This is a genomic window from Stenotrophomonas sp. IS26 (assembly GCF_054188265.1).
On record NZ_JBSZJV010000020.1, the window covers coordinates 21,459 to 37,117 of the forward strand.

17 protein-coding genes are annotated in these 15,659 nt (G+C 67.2%); 6 read left to right on the forward strand and 11 right to left on the reverse strand.

Annotation, left to right across the window (positions count from 1 at the left end):
* Positions 1–71: 71 nt before the first annotated feature.
* From pstS (ACW6W5_RS15005) to ACW6W5_RS15035, 7 genes are all read right to left on the reverse strand, one after another.
* Positions 72–1,163 carry a phosphate ABC transporter substrate-binding protein PstS gene (gene pstS, locus ACW6W5_RS15005; protein ID WP_121041563.1) on the reverse strand — a complete coding sequence of 364 codons (1,092 nt, stop codon included), beginning with the start codon at positions 1,161–1,163 and terminating at the stop codon, positions 72–74.
* Positions 1,164–1,394: 231 nt separating this feature from the next.
* Positions 1,395–2,414: a phosphate ABC transporter substrate-binding protein PstS gene (gene pstS / locus ACW6W5_RS15010; RefSeq protein WP_152151804.1), complete on the reverse strand. Its 1,020-nt coding sequence runs from the start codon at positions 2,412–2,414 to the stop codon at positions 1,395–1,397.
* 123 nt (positions 2,415–2,537) lie between these two features.
* On the reverse strand, positions 2,538–3,314 hold the full coding sequence (locus ACW6W5_RS15015) for a PA3715 family protein (RefSeq protein ID WP_152151806.1): 777 nt from the start codon (positions 3,312–3,314) through the stop codon (positions 2,538–2,540).
* Positions 3,315–3,416: 102 nt separating this feature from the next.
* Positions 3,417–4,628, reverse strand: coding sequence for an OprO/OprP family phosphate-selective porin (locus ACW6W5_RS15020; RefSeq protein WP_121041569.1), 1,212 nt, complete (start codon positions 4,626–4,628; stop codon positions 3,417–3,419).
* Between the two features lie 180 nt (positions 4,629–4,808).
* On the reverse strand, positions 4,809–5,483 hold the full coding sequence (gene nth, locus ACW6W5_RS15025) for an endonuclease III (RefSeq protein ID WP_152151808.1): 675 nt from the start codon (positions 5,481–5,483) through the stop codon (positions 4,809–4,811).
* Positions 5,483–5,845, reverse strand: coding sequence for a hypothetical protein (locus ACW6W5_RS15030; protein WP_121041573.1), 363 nt, complete (start codon positions 5,843–5,845; stop codon positions 5,483–5,485). Before ACW6W5_RS15030 ends, nth begins: the two co-directional genes overlap by 1 nt.
* 3 nt (positions 5,846–5,848) lie before the next feature.
* Positions 5,849–6,607 carry an enoyl-CoA hydratase/isomerase family protein gene (locus ACW6W5_RS15035; RefSeq protein WP_428999819.1) on the reverse strand — a complete coding sequence of 253 codons (759 nt, stop codon included), beginning with the start codon at positions 6,605–6,607 and terminating at the stop codon, positions 5,849–5,851.
* Positions 6,608–6,799: 192 nt separating this feature from the next.
* Between ACW6W5_RS15035 and ACW6W5_RS15040 the strand changes: the two genes are divergently transcribed.
* The 3 genes from ACW6W5_RS15040 (at position 6,800) to ACW6W5_RS15050 (ending at position 9,279) form a co-directional block, all read left to right on the forward strand.
* Complete coding sequence (locus ACW6W5_RS15040; protein WP_019185884.1) at positions 6,800–7,501, forward strand: FKBP-type peptidyl-prolyl cis-trans isomerase N-terminal domain-containing protein; 702 nt, start codon at positions 6,800–6,802, stop codon at positions 7,499–7,501.
* 87 nt (positions 7,502–7,588) lie between these two features.
* Complete coding sequence (locus ACW6W5_RS15045) at positions 7,589–8,392, forward strand: CoA pyrophosphatase (RefSeq protein WP_121041577.1); 804 nt, start codon at positions 7,589–7,591, stop codon at positions 8,390–8,392.
* On the forward strand, positions 8,389–9,279 hold the full coding sequence (locus tag ACW6W5_RS15050) for a sulfurtransferase (protein ID WP_152151812.1): 891 nt from the start codon (positions 8,389–8,391) through the stop codon (positions 9,277–9,279). Before ACW6W5_RS15045 ends, ACW6W5_RS15050 begins: the two co-directional genes overlap by 4 nt.
* 3 nt (positions 9,280–9,282) lie before the next feature.
* Here the strand turns inward: ACW6W5_RS15050 and ACW6W5_RS15055 are convergent, their stop codons facing one another.
* The gene (locus tag ACW6W5_RS15055) at positions 9,283–9,852 is read right to left on the reverse strand and encodes an N-acetylmuramoyl-L-alanine amidase (protein WP_070426972.1); all 570 of its coding nucleotides are present in this window, start codon (positions 9,850–9,852) and stop codon (positions 9,283–9,285) included.
* Between the two features lie 57 nt (positions 9,853–9,909).
* On the opposite strand from ACW6W5_RS15055, the gene ACW6W5_RS15060 reads away from it, so the two are divergent.
* From ACW6W5_RS15060 to ACW6W5_RS15070, 3 genes are all read left to right on the forward strand, one after another.
* Complete coding sequence (locus ACW6W5_RS15060) at positions 9,910–10,437, forward strand: hypothetical protein (RefSeq protein WP_121042197.1); 528 nt, start codon at positions 9,910–9,912, stop codon at positions 10,435–10,437.
* Between the two features lie 107 nt (positions 10,438–10,544).
* Positions 10,545–12,689: a bifunctional 23S rRNA (guanine(2069)-N(7))-methyltransferase RlmK/23S rRNA (guanine(2445)-N(2))-methyltransferase RlmL gene (gene rlmKL / locus ACW6W5_RS15065; protein WP_152151814.1), complete on the forward strand. Its 2,145-nt coding sequence runs from the start codon at positions 10,545–10,547 to the stop codon at positions 12,687–12,689.
* A 17-nt stretch (positions 12,690–12,706) separates the two neighbouring features.
* Entirely contained in the window at positions 12,707–13,243 is a 537-nt protein-coding gene (locus tag ACW6W5_RS15070) for a GNAT family N-acetyltransferase (RefSeq protein WP_152151816.1), read from the forward strand.
* Between the two features lie 34 nt (positions 13,244–13,277).
* On the opposite strand, the gene ACW6W5_RS15075 is transcribed toward ACW6W5_RS15070, so the two are convergent.
* From ACW6W5_RS15075 to ACW6W5_RS15085, 3 genes are read right to left on the reverse strand one after another with little or no spacing between them, the layout of a single operon-like run.
* Positions 13,278–13,613, reverse strand: coding sequence for a DUF3325 domain-containing protein (locus ACW6W5_RS15075; RefSeq protein WP_152151818.1), 336 nt, complete (start codon positions 13,611–13,613; stop codon positions 13,278–13,280).
* Complete coding sequence (locus ACW6W5_RS15080) at positions 13,610–15,226, reverse strand: PepSY-associated TM helix domain-containing protein (RefSeq protein ID WP_152151820.1); 1,617 nt, start codon at positions 15,224–15,226, stop codon at positions 13,610–13,612. The genes ACW6W5_RS15075 and ACW6W5_RS15080 overlap by 4 nt, the downstream gene beginning before the upstream one ends.
* Positions 15,223–15,582 carry a DUF3649 domain-containing protein gene (locus tag ACW6W5_RS15085; protein WP_226956599.1) on the reverse strand — a complete coding sequence of 120 codons (360 nt, stop codon included), beginning with the start codon at positions 15,580–15,582 and terminating at the stop codon, positions 15,223–15,225. The genes ACW6W5_RS15080 and ACW6W5_RS15085 overlap by 4 nt, the downstream gene beginning before the upstream one ends.
* Between the last annotated feature and the right edge of the window lie 77 nt (positions 15,583–15,659).

The window sequence follows — 15,659 nt, forward strand, 5'->3', positions numbered from 1 at the left end:
CGAGTGGTGGTTCGGCAGGGTGGTGCGGCGAGGAAAGCGGGCCTGCGCTGTGCACAGGCCCGCTGTCTGGCTTACTTGAACTCGCTGGTCCAATAGGCTTCGATCTGGGTGACCAGTTCGGCCGGCAGCGGCACGTAGTGCAGTTCGTTGGCCTGGGTCTGGCCCTTCTCGAAGGCCCACTTGAAGAACGCCAGGGTGTCCTTGCTGCGCTGCGCATCCTTGGGCTGCTTGTGCATCAGCATGAAGTTGGTGGCGGTGATCGGCCACGCCTGGTCGCCCGGGGCATTGGTGATCACCAGGTTGAAGTCCTTGGCGCTGGCCCAGTCGGCGCTGGCGGCGGCAGCGGCGAAGGTTTCCGCGCTCGGCTGCACCCAGTTGCCGGCGGCGTTCTGCATCGAGGCATACGGCATGCCGTTCTGCAGCGCGTAGGCGAGTTCGACGTAGCCGATCGAGCCCTTGATCTGCTTCACGTACGACGCCACGCCTTCATTGCCCTTGCCACCCACACCGTCCGGCCACTGCACCGAGGTGCCTTCGCCGACCTTGCTCTTCCAGTCCGGGCTGACCTTGGAGAGGTAGTTGGAGAAGTTGAACGTGGTGCCCGAGCCGTCCGAACGGTGGACCAGGGTGATCTTGCCGTCGGGCAGCTTTACGCCCGGGTTGGCGGCGACGATGGCCGGGTCGTTCCAGGTCTTGACCTTGCCCAGGAAGATATCGGCCAGCAGGGCGCCGCTCAGGCGCAGCTTGCCGGCTTCCAGGCCGTCGATGTTGACCACCGGCACCACGCCGCCGATCGCCGACGGGAACTGGCCGAGGCCGGCCTGGGCCAGCTCTTCGCTGCTCAGTGGCTTGTCGGATGATCCGAAGTCAACGGTGCCGGCCTTGATCTGGGCGATGCCGCCACCCGAACCGATCGACTGGTAATTGATCTTGGCGCCGGTGGCGGTGTTGTAGTCGGCCGACCACTTGGACACCAGCGGGAAGATGAAGGACGCACCGGCGCCGGAAATCTCGGCGGTCAGGCGATCGCCAGCGGCCGGAGCAGCGGCAGGCGCGTCGGTGGCCGGCGCGGTGGCCTGGCCTTCAGCGCCCGGCTTGCAGGCGGAAAGACCCAGCGCGATGGCCAGGGAAAGGGCGGCGATGCTGGCCGTGTGCAGTTTCATGCGTCACTCCATAGCGGGACAAGGGCCGGTCTTTCCGGCGACGCGACTATGAAATGATGTTTTTGTTACAGCTTGATGACGCCGTGACCGAGCGCACGCAAAGCCTTGCGGCACAAGGGCCGGGCATTCAGCGGCAGGCAACAAAAAGGCGCGGAACCTTGCGGTCCGCGCCCGATGGCGCCGAAGGGGGAGAGAGGTCCCTCCGGCGCCATTGCCTCGTTGTGCGGTGGATCAGTACTTCAGGTTCTGCGACCAGTAGGTCTCGATCTGCTTGACCAGAGCGTCCGGCAGCGGGACGTAATCGAGCTGCTTGGCCTGCGCATCACCGCTCTTGTAGATCCAGCGGAAGAACTCCTGGGTGGCCTTGGCGTTGGCGACGTTCTTGGGCTGCTTGCGGACCAGGATGAAGTTGGTGGCGGTGATCGGCCACGCATCGGCGCCCGGGGCGTTGGTCATGACCAGGTAGAAGTCCTTGGAGCTGGCCCAGTCGGCGCTGGCCGCAGCGGCAGCGAAGGAGGTATCGCTCGGCAGCACGATCTTGCCCGAAGCGTTCTTCATCGCAGCGTAGGACATCTTGTTCTGCAGTGCGTAGGACAGTTCGACGTAGCCGATGCCGCCCTTGATCTGCTTCACGTAGGCGGCAACGCCTTCGTTGCCCTTGCCGCCGATGCCGACCGGCCACTGGACCGACGTGCCTTCACCGACCTTGGTCTTCCACTCCGGGTTGACCTTGGAGAGGTAGTTGACGAAGTTGAAGGTGGTGCCCGAACCGTCCGAGCGGTGCACGACGGTGATCTTGCCGTCGGGCAGCTTCACGCCCGGGTTCAGCGCGGCGATCGCCGGGTCGTTCCAGGTCTTGATCTTGCCCAGGAAGATGTTGCCCAGGGTCGGGCCATCCAACTTCAGCGCGCCCGGCGCGATGCCGGCCACGTTGATCACCGGGACCACGCCGCCGATGACCGACGGGAACTGGGCCAGGCCGGCCGCAGCCAGTTCTTCCGGCTTCAGCGGGGCATCGGAGGAGCCGAAATCAACGGTGGCGGCCTTGATCTGGGCGATACCACCACCGGAACCGATGGACTGGTAGTTGACCTTCTTGCCGGTCGCGGTGCTGTAGTCGGCCGACCACTTGGACATGACCGGGTAGATGAACGAGGCGCCCGCGCCGGTCACATCGGCGGCGTTGGCGGCGAACACGGACGACGCGGCGAGGACGGCAACAGCGGCGCGCGACTTGAAGGCGTGGATCACGGGGTGGCTCCTGGAATGGATGAAGGTGCGGGGTGTCCCGCCCGGTGCTCATTCCATAACGGTTCGATGACAGCGCAGCGACTGTCATATGACCACCTCGTGACACGCCTTCCGGGCGGGGTGTCACAACGGCTGCAGCGCCTCCGGGACCGCGTAGCGGCGGCCGTCGAAGCGCAGCACGCGGCGCTCGCCGTCCACCGGCGTGTCCTGGTCGCGGCAGGTGTCGCCGTCCATGCAGCTGTGCGTGGTGACCCGCCGCTCGCGCAGGATGAGGTCGGCCAAGCCGTGTTGACCTTTGGAGCCGACGGCCACGGTGCGCGTTACATCGGTGGACTCACCGGCGCAGCGGGTATCCCACTCGGCCTGGAAACGGCGCAGCACCATCGGTGGGCCGAGCGTGCGCAGCGTGTCTGCCTGCACCGCCAGCAGATGCAACTGCTCTTCGCTGAACGGATTGGGCCCGGAGCCATTGCGGCGCTGCACGCGCAGGCCGAAGGCAAGGGTGTCCGGCGCAAGCAGGTAGCGCGCGGTATCCAGCTGCATACCGTCGAAGAAGATCGCATCGCTGTCGAGCGCGCCGGGCAGCACCGTCCATGCGCGCGTGGCGAGGGTGTCGCTATCGATCACCAGCACCTCCACGTCGCCATCGCGGGCGTCGTGGTCGCCGCCGTCGCGCCAGACCGGCGTGGCCACCAGGGTCAGCTCGGGGCGTGCCGGCCATCGCCGGCAGACGCTGGCGGCGGTGTCGCGGGTGTAGCCGGGGCGATCGGGCAGTACGTCGTCCGCCCGCACAACGTACGCTTCCTCCGCGGCGGCCTGGGCGTCGTGGCAGTCCTGCGCGTGGGCGGGCAGGGCGGCACCGCACGCGGCAGCCAGCAACAGCGAGAGTGCGATACGCATCGGGTCCAGCCATGGGCAAAGGGCGCACAGCATACCCGCGAGCGGGCACGAAAAAAGGCGCAGCCGAAGCTGCGCCTTTGTGTCACACGCGTGTTGCAGGGCTTACCAGAAGAACTGCAGGCGCGCTTCGAGGATGTTCGGGTCGTCGTTGACGAACGTGCGCGCGGTCGAGCTGTACTTCTTGCTGTCCACCATCACGTAGTTCAGTGCGAACTTGGTGTTGGAGCGCCAGTAGTAGTTCACGCCCACGGTCCAGATATCCATCTTGCCGCCCAGCACGCCATCGACGATCGGCGGGCGACCGGCCACCGGGTTCGCCAGCAGGTTGCCGTCATTGAGGTCCATGTGGTCGTAACGCGCGCCCAGCTGCCACATGCCGCGGCCCGGCTCGTCCGGCAGGCCGGTGGTCGGGGTGCCGCCCTTGTAGCCCCAGGTCTCGCCGCTGATGTTCCACAGGCCGCTGACGTAGTAGCCGTCGCTGCTGTAGTTGTCGTGCGAGTAACGCTTGGCCTTGCTGGTGTAATACTCGGCCTGGGCCTTGAACGGGCCGCCGATGTACATCGCTTCGGCACCGATCGTGCTGACGCGGTCGGTATCGACCAGATTCCCGCTGTCGACCAGACGCGCGGTGGCCAGATCCGCATTCGGGCGGGCGCGCACACGCAGGGTGTCGGCGTCGGTGTCGTAATCGACATAGCTCAGGCCGAAGTGCAGGACCTGGCCCTTTTCATTGATCGGGGCCCACGTGCCACGCGCGCCGTAGCCGCTGCCGTGGGCGAGGTTGCGGGTCAGTTCGCGGCCGAAGGCGCTGGCGGTGACGGACCAGTTGTTGTCGCCGATGCTGTAGGCGCCACCGAGGCGGCGGGCCACGGCATAGGTGTTGGTGACCGTGGCCTTGGAGATGAAGTCGTTGTTCTTGGTGCTGGACAGTTCTTCCAGGCTGTTGGGCTGTTTGAACTGGCCGAACTGCACGAAGTGGTTGGCGTTGCCGGCCAGCTTATACTTCAGGTTGGTGTCCAGGAACTTGTCGGCCTTGGCGTCGTAGCCCACCACCCATTCCACATTGCCCGGGCCCTTGCCCTTGAGCACCAGCTCGGCGCGGCGCAGCTCGAATTCGCTGTTCTTGCCGTTGCCGGCGTCACCGCCATTGAGGTCGGTCACATCGTTGTCGAACCAGTTGCCGTCGGCCTGGACCAGGCCTTCGAACGTGATTTCCGAACCGCCGATCACGTCGATGGCCACTTCAGCGTGAGCGGCCGGAACGAACAGCGCAGCCGCCACGGCCGCAGTAAGAAGTTGGCGATGCAGTTTCATGGAAGGAGCCTTGCAGGCAGGTGGGAAGATGCTGCGCAGGCTAATTAGTGAAGATTGCGTAAATGTGACAGTTTCAGACAAACCGTCATCGCCCGTGTCCCAAGCGGCGTCAGGGGCTGCTATTGATGCCCGGCGCAGATGACCGCCGGGTTGCGCCCATATGGCAGTCGCGCCCCCCGTTCAGGCGGCGGTCTTTTCCTTGAAACGGCACAGGTCGCGGATCACGCATTGCGGGCAGTCCGGCTTGCGTGCCTTGCACACGTAACGGCCATGCAGGATCAGCCAGTGATGCGCGTCGAGCAGGAACTCGGCCGGGATCACCTTGATCAGCAGATCCTCCACCGCACGCACATCCTTGCCCGGCGCCAGGCCGGTGCGGTTGGAGACGCGGAAGATGTGCGTGTCCACCGCCATCACCGGTTCACCGAACGCGGTGTTGAGCACGACATTGGCAGTCTTGCGACCGACACCGGGCAGCGCCTCGAGCGCGGCACGATCGCGCGGCACTTCGCCGCCGTGGTGTTCCACCAGCATCGCGCAGGCCGCAATCACGTTCTTCGCTTTCGCGTTGTAAAGACCGATGGTGGCGATGTACTTCTTCAAGCCGTCTTCACCGAGAGCGAGAATCGCCTGCGGCGTATTGGCGACCGGGAACAGTTTGCGCGTGGCCTTGTTGACGCCGACATCGGTGGCCTGTGCCGACAATGTGACCGCCACCAGCAGCTCGAACGGTGAGCTGTACTCCAGTTCGGTCTTGGGGTGCGGGTTGAGTTCGCGCAGGCGCGTGAACATTTCGATCACGTCGGCCTTGGGCATGCGCGCGGTGCGTGCGGCGGGTTTCTTCATCGTAGCCATCAGGACGTGCGGCCCGCAGCCTTGGCCTTGGCGCGCGCGAGGATGGCAGCAGCGGCCGAGGGCAGGGCGGGTTTCTGGATCTCGGGTGTGGGGGGCGGTGCGCGGCGTGCATCGCGCTCGGCAGCGCGGCGCGCGAGCCGCTGCTGGCGCTGGCGGTAGCGCTCGCGCGCGGCCCAGGCGCGTTGCAGTTGCTGCTGTGCGTGCTGCAGCCGCTGTGGAAGATCGGGATGATCGGGACGCAGCGCTTCGTCGCCCGGCTGCGGGACGTAGTCCATCAACCCGGCCGCCAGCGCGGCATCCCATTGATCGTCGAGGACGAGTGCCAGCAGCTGCGCCGGCGAAGCGGTATCGAAAGGCGACATGGCTCAGCGGTTCTGGAACACCGGCGGCCGGCGCGCCAGGAACGCGCTGGTGCCTTCGCGCATGTCCTCGGTGGCGAACATCAGGCCGAACTGCACGCTCTCGTACTCCAGGCCCTCGCCCAGCGGGCACTCGCCGCCGATGTGGATCGCATCGAGGATGCCGCGCAGCGCGAGAGGCGCGGCCGAGGCCAACTGCGACGCGAGTGCGTCGACGCGGGCATCCAGTTCCTCGGCCGGAACCACCTCGTTGACGATACCCAGCTGCGCGGCACGTGCGGCGGTGATCGGGGCGCCCAGCAGGCACAACTCCAGCGCGGCGGCGCGGCCGCACAGGCGCAGCAGCCGCTGGCTGCCGCCGAAGCCGGGGATCAGGCCCAGATGGATCTCCGGTTGCCCCACCTTGGCGGTCTCCGCGGCCACCCGGATGTGGCAGGCCATGGCCAGCTCCAGCCCGCCGCCCAGCGCGAATCCGTTGATCTTGCCAATCACCGGCTTGGGCATGCGCTCGATCCGGCGCATCAATCCCTGGCCCAGCAACGAGAAATCACGACCCTGAACCGCGCTCAGGCCGTTCATTTCGGCGATGTCCGCGCCAGCCACGAAGGCTTTGGGGCCTGCGCCGGTCAGCACCACCACGCGTACGGCCGGGTCGGCGGCTGCCTCGGAGAACGCTGTATCAAGGGCTTCCAGGGTCGCCCGGTTGAGGGCGTTGAGTTTGTCCGGGCGGTTGACCGTCACGGTGCGCACGGCGGCATCGTCCATAATCGAGATAAGGGCGTCGGCCACGGCAGGACTCCTGAAAACGTTAAAAAAAAGTGATTGTTGAACTCTTGAAACGAAGTCAGGTCAGAGCCTGCGTCGTTAGTGGCGGTTCAACGTTGCGGCGGCTATCCTAACCCGTCGCCTCAGGGCGGCCCAACGCGTCCTGAGTTACCACCCCTGGAGAAAAGTTTGATGAAGTTGCGTTCTATCGCGGTCGCCGTCGCGGCCCTGGCCCTGACGGGCAATGCCTTCGCCCAGGACACCTCGTCCGAAAAGGGCAAGCTGAGCTATTACTTCGGTTACGACTACGGTAACAACCTGGCTGAACTCACCGCACGCGGCGAGCAGCTGGACATCAACTCGGTGGTGAAGGGCCTGCAGGATGCCTACGCCAAGAAGCAGCCGTCGATCACGGCCGAGCAGTTGAAACCCGCCGTCGAAGCCTTCCAGAAGCGTGAGCAGGGTCGTGCGCAGGCCGCCAAGGCTGAGTACGACAAGGCTGCCGCCGAGAACAAGACCAAGAGCACCCAGTTCCTGGCCGCCAACAAGGCCAAGGCCGGCGTGCAGTCGCTCCCGAGCGGCGTGCAGTACCGCGTGATCGAAGCCGGCAAGGGCGCCAAGCCGACCCAGGCCAGCACCGTGCAGCTGGAAGTGGCCGGTCCGTACCCGTTCGGCACCCGTCCGGCCGAAGCACGTCCGGCCCAGCAGATCCCGGGCATCAAGGTCAGCGAAGTCGAAATGAAGGCCATGCGTGAAGCCCTGCTGCAGATGCCGGCGGGCTCCAAGTGGGAAGTGACGCTGCCGCCGGATCAGGCCTATGGTGCCGATCCGCGCACGCCGTTCCCGCCGAACGTTGCGGTGCAGTTCGAAATCAAGCTCGTCAGCGTCAAGTAATTTTCGCAACATCAAGAACGCGCCGGTGGCAACACCGGCGCGTTTTTTGTTTCCGTGCAATCGCGGTACTGTTGACCGGTGCAATCGATGGAAGAATCCCCGCATGCCGTGCCCTCTCCCTGCATCGGAATCTGCGCGCTGGATCGTGCCGGTGTGTGCACGGGCTGCCTGCGCACCGTGGATGAAATCACCCGCTGGCGAACCATGAGCCGACCCGAACAGCATCACGTCATGCAGCACACGCTGCCCCTGCGCGAACAACTGCGGCAATCGCTGCGCGGTTCGCTGGCCGAACACGAGCGCCTGCTGCGCGCGCTGCATCCGCTGGACCAGCCGCCGCCCGGCGATGGCTGGAACCGCAGCGAACTGATCGATCTTCTCCCGCCTGGTCCGCCGGTCGAAGCGGCCGTGCTGGCCGGCATCATTCCGCGCGAGGGCGGCGCCCAGGTGCTGCTGACCCGGCGCACCGACACGCTGCGCCATCACGGGGGCCAGGTCGGCTTCCCCGGTGGCCGCATGGAGCCGGAGGACCGCGATGCCGTCGCTGCCGCGATCCGCGAGAGCGACGAGGAAATCGCACTCAAGCACGATCAGGTGCAGGTGCTGGGGTATCTGGATCCGTTCGTGACGATTACCGGCTACCGGGTCATGCCGGTAGTGGCCGTGATCGATCCTGCGTTCGTGGCCGTGCCCGAGCCGGGTGAGGTCGCCGAAGTCTTCGAAGTGCCGCTGTCCTACCTGATGGACCCGGCCAACCTGCACCACGTGGAGATCGATCACCGCGGGCGCATCCGCCACGTGCTCGAATACGGCTGGCCCGGGCAGCGGATCTGGGGCGCGACCGCCGCCATTCTCTACAACCTGCGTCGCCGCCTGGAGCAGACCGCATGACCACGCCGTTGATCGATGTCAGCACCCTCGCACACGCCCTCCACGAAGGCGCAGCGCGCCTCATGGATGCCCGTGCGACGGCCAGTGCCGCCTCCTCGCTGCGGGTGATGGATGCGCGCTTCTCGTTGGCCGATCCGCAGTCCGGTGCGGCGTTGTATGCACAGGGCCATCTGCCCGGCGCGCTGTACGCCGATCTCAACCGGGATCTGTCCGATCTCGGCCGCACCGGTCACGGCCGTCACCCGCTGCCGGACAGCAATGCGTTCGCCGCGCGCCTCGGCGCATGGGGCATCGGGCCGCAGACCCAGGTCGTGGTCTACGACGCCGGCGACGGCAGCATGGCCGCCGCGCGGCTGTGGTGGCTGCTGCGGCTGATCGGGCATGCACAGGTACGCGTTCTCGATGGCGGATTTGCGGCGTGGCAGGCCGCTGGTCTGCCGGTCACCGCAGCGCTGCCGCAGGTGACGCCGTTGCCGCCGTACCCGGGTCAGTTCGACCGCAACCAGATCGCCTCGGTCGAGGAGGTCCAGGCGCGTCTCAAGCACGCGCCGGGCTGGCTGATCGATGCGCGGGCGGGCGAGCGTTTCCGGGGCGACGTGGAACCCTTGGATCCGGTCGCCGGCCACGTGCCCGGCGCGGTCAATCGTCCGTTCGCGTTGAACGTGCATGAAGGACGGTTGCGCCCTGCGGCGGATCTGCGCGCCGCGCTGCAGCCCTTGATCGGCACGCACGCTCCGGACGAGGTCGTGCTGATGTGCGGCTCCGGCGTGACCGCCTGCCATCTGCTGCTGGCGATGGAAGCGGCCGGGCTGGAAGGGGCGCGGATCTATGCGGATTCGTGGAGTGGCTGGGTCAGCGATGCTTCGCGTCCTGTCGCAACCGGCTGATCATCACCCACGCAGTTCCTGCAGCGGCACCGCCGCCAGCACGCGTGGCCACGGGAACATCGGACCCGGATCGCGCTTGCGCGGCACCCGCCGCTCCGGATCATCGCTGGCCACTTCCTCGCGCGTATCCAGCCACTCATGCCCGGCGATATGTGCCAACGCGGGCAGCGTCCCGCACAGGTGTTGCAGCAGGTCGATCAGCGCCGCGATCTGCGCATCCGGGTAGGGCTCGTCCATCGCCTGGTGCCGCGAATCCCACCAGTGCGGGTAGCGTCCGGTGTTCACCAGTTCGATGCCGATCGAGCGCGGGTTATAGCCACTGACCTGATGCGCGACGCGGTCCAAGGACACGTACTGCACGATGCGCCCGTCGCGGTCGATGTAGTAATGCCCGCTGTTGCCGGTGCCGCTGTCATACAGCACGCGTTCGCCGTACTCGCGTGCCATCGCCAGGTCCGGCAGTTCGGTGCAGTGGATGACCACCAGATCGATCTCGTCGTGCGTGCGGGGCAGCAGCCTGTCCTGGTAGGGCAGGGGCTGTGCATCGATGGCGGGCGGGGCGCGGTCGGGCATGCGGCGATGCTAGCATTTGGGCATGAACGCTCCTATCGATTCCCGCGCGGTATGCGCATGAGCCGCGGCCACTGCATCCTCTCCCATGGCTTTGAAAGCGGCCCGGACGCCATCAAGGTGACCGCCCTGGCCGAGGTGGCCGAGCGCCTGGGCTGGACCCACGAGCGCCCGGACTATACCGACCTGGACGCCCAGCGCGAGGTCAGCAGTCTCGGCGATGTACGTGCCCGCCTGCAGCGCCTGATCACCCTGGCCACCGCCCGTGCCGCGCAGGGCCCGGTGGTCCTGGCCGGTTCCAGCCTGGGCTCGTACATCTCGGCCATCGCCTCGCTGCAGGTGCCGGTCCAGGGCCTGTTCCTGATGGTGCCGCCGACCCGGATGGGGCCGATGCCGGCGCTGGATGCCGCCCGCGTGCCGACCAGCGTGGTGCATGCCTGGCACGACGAGCTGATCCCGCCGGCGGAGGTGATCGCCTGGGCCCAGGCCCGCTCGGCCCGCCTGCTGATGGTGGACGACGGGCACCGGCTGGCCGGCCACGTCGAGGCCTCCAGCCGGGCCTTCGAGGAACTGCTGGCCTCGCTGTAACCGGGCGTTCCAGCCCACCTCACGTACAATGGCCCCCCGGACCCCGTGCCCGGCTGCTTGCCGTGCCCGTGGGCACCCCCTCTCCGCTGACCTGCGATACCGATTCCGTGAAATTCTTTGTTTCCTGCGCCAAGGGCCTGGAGTATCTGCTCGCCGACGAACTGTTGGCGCTCGGCCTGGACAAGGCCACCGCCACCATTTCCGGTGTCAACGCCGAGGGCGAGCTGGCGCAGGCGCAGCGTGTGGTGCTGTGGTCGCGCCTGGCCAGCCGGGTGCTGTGGCCGCTGGCCGAGTTCGAGTGCCCGGACGAGGGCTCGCTCTACCAGGGCGTCTCGGCGATGGCGTGGGAGCAACACATCAGCCCCGAGCTGACCCTCTCGGTGGATGCACATGTGTCCGGCACCGAGATCACGCACGCGCGCTTCGCCGCGCAGCGGGTCAAGGACGGCGTGGTCGACAGCCTGCGCGCGCAGGGCCTGGAGCGGCCGTCGGTCAACACCGACTTCCCGGACGTGCGCATCAACCTGTCGCTGCGCAAGGGCCGGGCCACGATCTCGATCGACCTGGGCGGTGGCCCGATGCACCGCCGCGGCTGGCGCATGGCGCAGAACGATGCGCCGCTGAAGGAAAACCTGGCCGCCGCGGTGCTGCTGCGCGCCAACTGGCCGAAGATCCACAGCGAAGGCGGTGGCCTGCTCGACCCGATGTGCGGCAGCGGCACGCTGCTGATCGAAGGCGCCTTGATGGCCGCCGACGTGGCCCCGGGCCTGCAGCGCCACGGCAGCATTCCGCCGAGCCGCTGGCTGGGCTTCGACCGCGACGCCTGGAACAGCCTGATGGAAGAAGCGCGCGCCCGCGAAACCGCCGGCCGCAGCGCACTCAAGCAGGTGATCCACGGCAGCGACGTGGATCCGCACGCCATCCATGCGGCCAAGCAGAACGCCGACACGGCCGGTGTGGGCCATGCCATCTGGTTCGGCGTGCGCGACATCACCGATGTGCAGGTCCCGCCGCAGGAGACCGGCTGCGTGGTCTGCAACCCGCCCTATGACGAGCGCTTGGCCGCCGACGCGGTGCTGTACCGCCAACTCGGCGACGCGCTCAAGCGCGCGGTGCCGCAGTGGCGCGCCAGCCTGTTGTGCGGCAGCGCCGACCTGGCTTTCGCCACTGGCCTGCGCGCCAACAAGAAGTACCAGCTGTTCAACGGCGCCATCGAGTGCGCGCTGATCGTCTGCGACCCGATCGCGGTGCCGCAGCGCGAGAACACCGGTCAGCCGCGCGAGCTCAGCGAGGGCGCGCAGATGGTGGCCAACCGCCTGCGCAAGAACATCAAGAAGTTCAAGACGTGGCGGACGCGCGAGAGCATCACCTGCTACCGCGTTTACGATGCCGATCTGCCCGAGTACGCGGCCGCCATCGATGTCTATGAAGAAGACGGCGGTGCCCGCCGCACGTTCCTGCATGTGCAGGAATACGCGGCCCCGGCGACCATTCCGGACGTGGATGTGCGTCGCCGCCGCAACGAGCTGCTCTCGGCCGCGCGCGAGGTCTTCCAGGTGCCGGCCGAGCAGGTCGCGCTGAAGTCGCGCGAGCGTGGCAAGGGCGGCAGCAAGTACGGTCGTTTCGAGCAGCGCGGCGAGTTCGTGCTGGTGCGCGAGAACGATGCGCTGCTGCGCGTGAACCTGTTCGATTATCTGGACACCGGCCTGTTCCTGGACCACCGTCCGCTGCGCTGGCACATGGCGCAGGAAGCCCAGGGCAAGCGCTTCCTCAACCTGTTCTGCTACACCGGTGTCGCCTCGGTGCAGGCCGCCGTGGCCGGTGCCGCGACCACCACCAGCGTGGATCTGTCCGGCACCTATCTGCAGTGGTGCGCCGACAATCTCGCCTTGAACGGCAAGGGCGGCAGCCAGCACCAGCTGATCCAGGCCGATGCGCTGGCGTGGCTGGAAGCCGAACGTCACCGCTTCGACGTGATCTTCTGCGATCCGCCGACGTTCTCCAACTCCGCCCGCGCCGATGATTTCGACATCCAGCGCGAACACGTGCGCCTGCTGCGCGCGGCCGTGGCGCGCTTGAGCCCGGAAGGCGTGCTGTATTTCTCCAACAACTTCCGCCGCTTCAAGCTGGACGACGAAGCGATCAAGGAATTCGCGGCGTGCAAGGAGATTTCGCCCGAGACCATCGGGGCGGACTTCGAGCGCAACCCGCGCATCCATCGCGCGTGGGAACTGCGCCGCTACGGCGCCTGACGGACCGGGGGGCTGACATGGACGCCAGCCCGCTTCACGCCGAGGGACTGCTGCTGCGTCCGTTCGAGGCTTCCGATGCCGCCTCCTTTGCGGCGGCGGTGCGTGAATCGGCCGAGGGCATGCGGCGCTGGATGCCCTGGAGCGCGGTCGACTACCGCGTCGAGCAGGCGCTGCAATGGTTCCAGGCCTGCCGCGATGGCTGGGCGGCAGGCACGGCCTGCGAATACGGAATCTTCGACCAGGACACGGCCGCCTTCGTCGGCGGCGCGGGATTGAACAAGATCCAGCACGACCCCCGGTTCTGCAACCTGGGCTACTGGGTGCGGCAGTCGTGCCGTGGCCAGGGCGTGGCGCCCCGCGTCGTGCAGGCGCTGGCTGCCCAGGCATTCGGGCCGCTGGGCCTGCATCGGGTGGAGATCGTCGTGGCCGTGGGCAACCTGGCCAGCGAACGGGTGGCGGTGAAGGCCGGCGCCCTGCGCGAGGGCGTGGCGCGCAACCGATTGGTCATCGACGACCGGCCTGCCGCCGCGCACATGTTCTCACTGGTGCCCTGATCGGCGATCGCGATGCGGCTGCGTGGCTGCTCCCTCAGCGCGCGACCAGCGCCACCGCCAGCCCCACCACCGGCAACGCCCATGCCAGCGGCGCGATCCAGCGCGGGCGGTACGGGTACAGCCCGAACGCGATCACCACCCCGCTGATCGTCAGCGCGCCCAGCCACAGCACCGGGCCGATCGCCCAGCCGTGGTCCATCACGCACAGCGCGAACGTGACGGCCAGCAACGTCCACCCCACCCAGCGCCACACCCGCATGCGCGATGCGCTGGCGCCGGCTTTGCCGTGCAGGTCCAGCTGGTGCTTGTCCATGGCCAGCGACAACGCCGTGAACGCGGAGAAGGTCAGCGTGATTGCGAGCAGCATCATGCCGTCGCCCCCGCAGCAGCGGCCTGCTGGCGGCGCTTCTTCTCGGCCGCGCTCAGTGGTGGCTGCCAGCGCTGCATGCGATGGCCGCAGTAGGCCAGCATCGCGCCGAACGCGAGCATGGTCAGATCGAACCCGGCCAGGACCCAGTCACCGCTGCGCAGGGTGACGCCCAGATGCGCATGCGTGGTGAGTGCGTTGACCACCGGAATCAACGCAAACAGCGCGCCGCCCAGGTACAGCTGCCAGGTCCACATCCTCCGTTTGGGCCAGAGGAAACCGGCCAGCAATGCGGCGGCCCATGCATAGAAGAACGCATTGACCTCGGCGTTGGCGCGCTCGGCCATCTGGACCGGCAGCAGACGATTGGCCAGGAAATAGGTGGCGAACGCGATCGGCAGGCCAGCCACCGCGCCGATGTTGAGCGCATCGACCAGGCGCAGGCCGAACCCGGTCTTGCCGGACTTGGCGTGCTTGGGCCGTTCCTTCACCGCCCACAGCACCACGCCGCTGGCGACCATCAGGCAGCCGATCAGGCCGGACAGGAAGAACAGCGCACGCAGGCCCCAATCGGCGAAGCGCGCCAGGTGCAGGCCGTACATCACGCCGCGGGTCTGGGTGGCGCCGCCCGAGGCCGGGCTGGCCTCGAGCAACTGGCCGGTGATCGCGTTGAAGCGCAGCGACGGGGTATCCACCGACAGGCGCTTTCCATCGCGCTGGGTGATATCCACGATCGCATTCGCCGCCCCCGGGTGGTACAGGGTGAAGCCGGCCACATCCGCACCCTTCCATTCGGCGCGGGCGCTGTCCAGCAACTGCTGGATCGGCAGCGGCGTGGCGCGTCCTTCGGCCGGGGTCTCGATCTCGGCCAGACGCGCGAAAGCCTCGCTGAAGAACGCCTCCTCATCCTTGGGGTAGGCCACGCTCACGCCCCACGGCAGGTACATGAACATCAAGGTGACGATGCCGGTGTAGGTGATCATCGCGTGGTACGGCAGTGCCATCACCGCGCTGACGTTATGGAAATCCAGCCACGACCGCAGGCCCTTTTCCGGGCGGAAGGTGAAGAAGTCCTTGAAGATCTTCTTGTGCGTGATCACGCCGGTGATGATCGCCACCAGCATGAACATCGCGCAGAAGCCGACCAGATAGCGCGCCCAGTACACCGGGATGTAGTGCAGGTCGAAATGCAGGCGGTAGAAGAAGTCACCGCCGCGGGTTTCGCGCGCGGCGATTTCCTCGCCGGTGTTCGGATCGACGGTGGCATCACCGAAGCGGCCACCGCCGCGCCGGCGGCGCTCGCCTTCCACCGGCGGCTTGACCATCGATTCGGGATTGCGCCAGAACATGCGCATCGCCGGGTTGCGCGGGTCGGGCAGGGTGACGTTCCAGCTCTCGGCCTGTGGGGCCTTGTGCTGCAGGAAGGTCAGGGCGCGCTCGGCGGCGACGTCGGCGGTGACGCTGCTGCGCGGAAGCTCCGGGCGCATCCAGCGGCTGATTTCCTCGCGGTAATAGCTGGCCGTTCCGGCCATGAAGATCAGCAGCAGCAGCCAGCCGACCAGCAGGCCGGTCCAGGTGTGCAGCCAGGCCATCGATTGGCGGAATCCGTTCTTCATGCGGCCCCCTGCAACAGGCGGGTGCCCACCCAGAACAGCAGCGTGGGAATCAGGATGCCCACCCAGGCGCGCAGGGCGGTGCGGGTAGCGAACGCCCACAATGCCGCGCAGGCGCACAGCACGATCGCCACCAGCATGCCGGTCAGCACGGCTTGCCCGCGTGCGATCGGCAGCGCGACCGCGAAGAACATCGAGCAGGTCGCGGCCAGCGCGTAGCCGCCGAAGATCGCGGCGAGCGAACGTGATAGGACACCCAGCCAGGGGCGGGTGAAGAAGGAACCAAGACGGTTGAACCTGGCGCTGGCGTGCGGCGTGCTGTCCACGGAAACCTGCTGATCAATCGGGGAAACGGGCATCACCGGCCGCAGCCGGTGATGAAGGATAGTGGCCATCCGTGGCCGTGTTCACTGCGCGTCGCAGTGGTCCCTTGGAG

What these genes read in the sequence shown, in the direction of transcription:
- pstS (WP_121041563.1), bottom strand. Translation starts at nt 1,163, where the DNA reads ATGAAACTGCACACGGCCAGCATCGCCGCCCTTTCCCTGGCCATCGCG.
- ACW6W5_RS15015 (WP_152151806.1), bottom strand. Translation starts at nt 3,314, where the DNA reads ATGCGTATCGCACTCTCGCTGTTGCTGGCTGCCGCGTGCGGTGCCGCC.
- ACW6W5_RS15020 (WP_121041569.1), bottom strand. Translation starts at nt 4,628, where the DNA reads ATGAAACTGCATCGCCAACTTCTTACTGCGGCCGTGGCGGCTGCGCTG.
- nth (WP_152151808.1), bottom strand. Translation starts at nt 5,483, where the DNA reads ATGGCTACGATGAAGAAACCCGCCGCACGCACCGCGCGCATGCCCAAG.
- ACW6W5_RS15030 (WP_121041573.1), bottom strand. Translation starts at nt 5,845, where the DNA reads ATGTCGCCTTTCGATACCGCTTCGCCGGCGCAGCTGCTGGCACTCGTC.
- ACW6W5_RS15035 (WP_428999819.1), bottom strand. Translation starts at nt 6,607, where the DNA reads ATGGACGATGCCGCCGTGCGCACCGTGACGGTCAACCGCCCGGACAAA.
- ACW6W5_RS15040 (WP_019185884.1), top strand. Translation starts at nt 6,800, where the DNA reads ATGAAGTTGCGTTCTATCGCGGTCGCCGTCGCGGCCCTGGCCCTGACG.
- ACW6W5_RS15045 (WP_121041577.1), top strand. Translation starts at nt 7,589, where the DNA reads ATGGAAGAATCCCCGCATGCCGTGCCCTCTCCCTGCATCGGAATCTGC.
- ACW6W5_RS15050 (WP_152151812.1), top strand. Translation starts at nt 8,389, where the DNA reads ATGACCACGCCGTTGATCGATGTCAGCACCCTCGCACACGCCCTCCAC.
- ACW6W5_RS15055 (WP_070426972.1), bottom strand. Translation starts at nt 9,852, where the DNA reads ATGCCCGACCGCGCCCCGCCCGCCATCGATGCACAGCCCCTGCCCTAC.
- ACW6W5_RS15060 (WP_121042197.1), top strand. Translation starts at nt 9,910, where the DNA reads ATGAGCCGCGGCCACTGCATCCTCTCCCATGGCTTTGAAAGCGGCCCG.
- ACW6W5_RS15070 (WP_152151816.1), top strand. Translation starts at nt 12,707, where the DNA reads ATGGACGCCAGCCCGCTTCACGCCGAGGGACTGCTGCTGCGTCCGTTC.
- ACW6W5_RS15075 (WP_152151818.1), bottom strand. Translation starts at nt 13,613, where the DNA reads ATGATGCTGCTCGCAATCACGCTGACCTTCTCCGCGTTCACGGCGTTG.
- ACW6W5_RS15080 (WP_152151820.1), bottom strand. Translation starts at nt 15,226, where the DNA reads ATGAAGAACGGATTCCGCCAATCGATGGCCTGGCTGCACACCTGGACC.
- ACW6W5_RS15085 (WP_226956599.1), bottom strand. Translation starts at nt 15,582, where the DNA reads ATGCCCGTTTCCCCGATTGATCAGCAGGTTTCCGTGGACAGCACGCCG.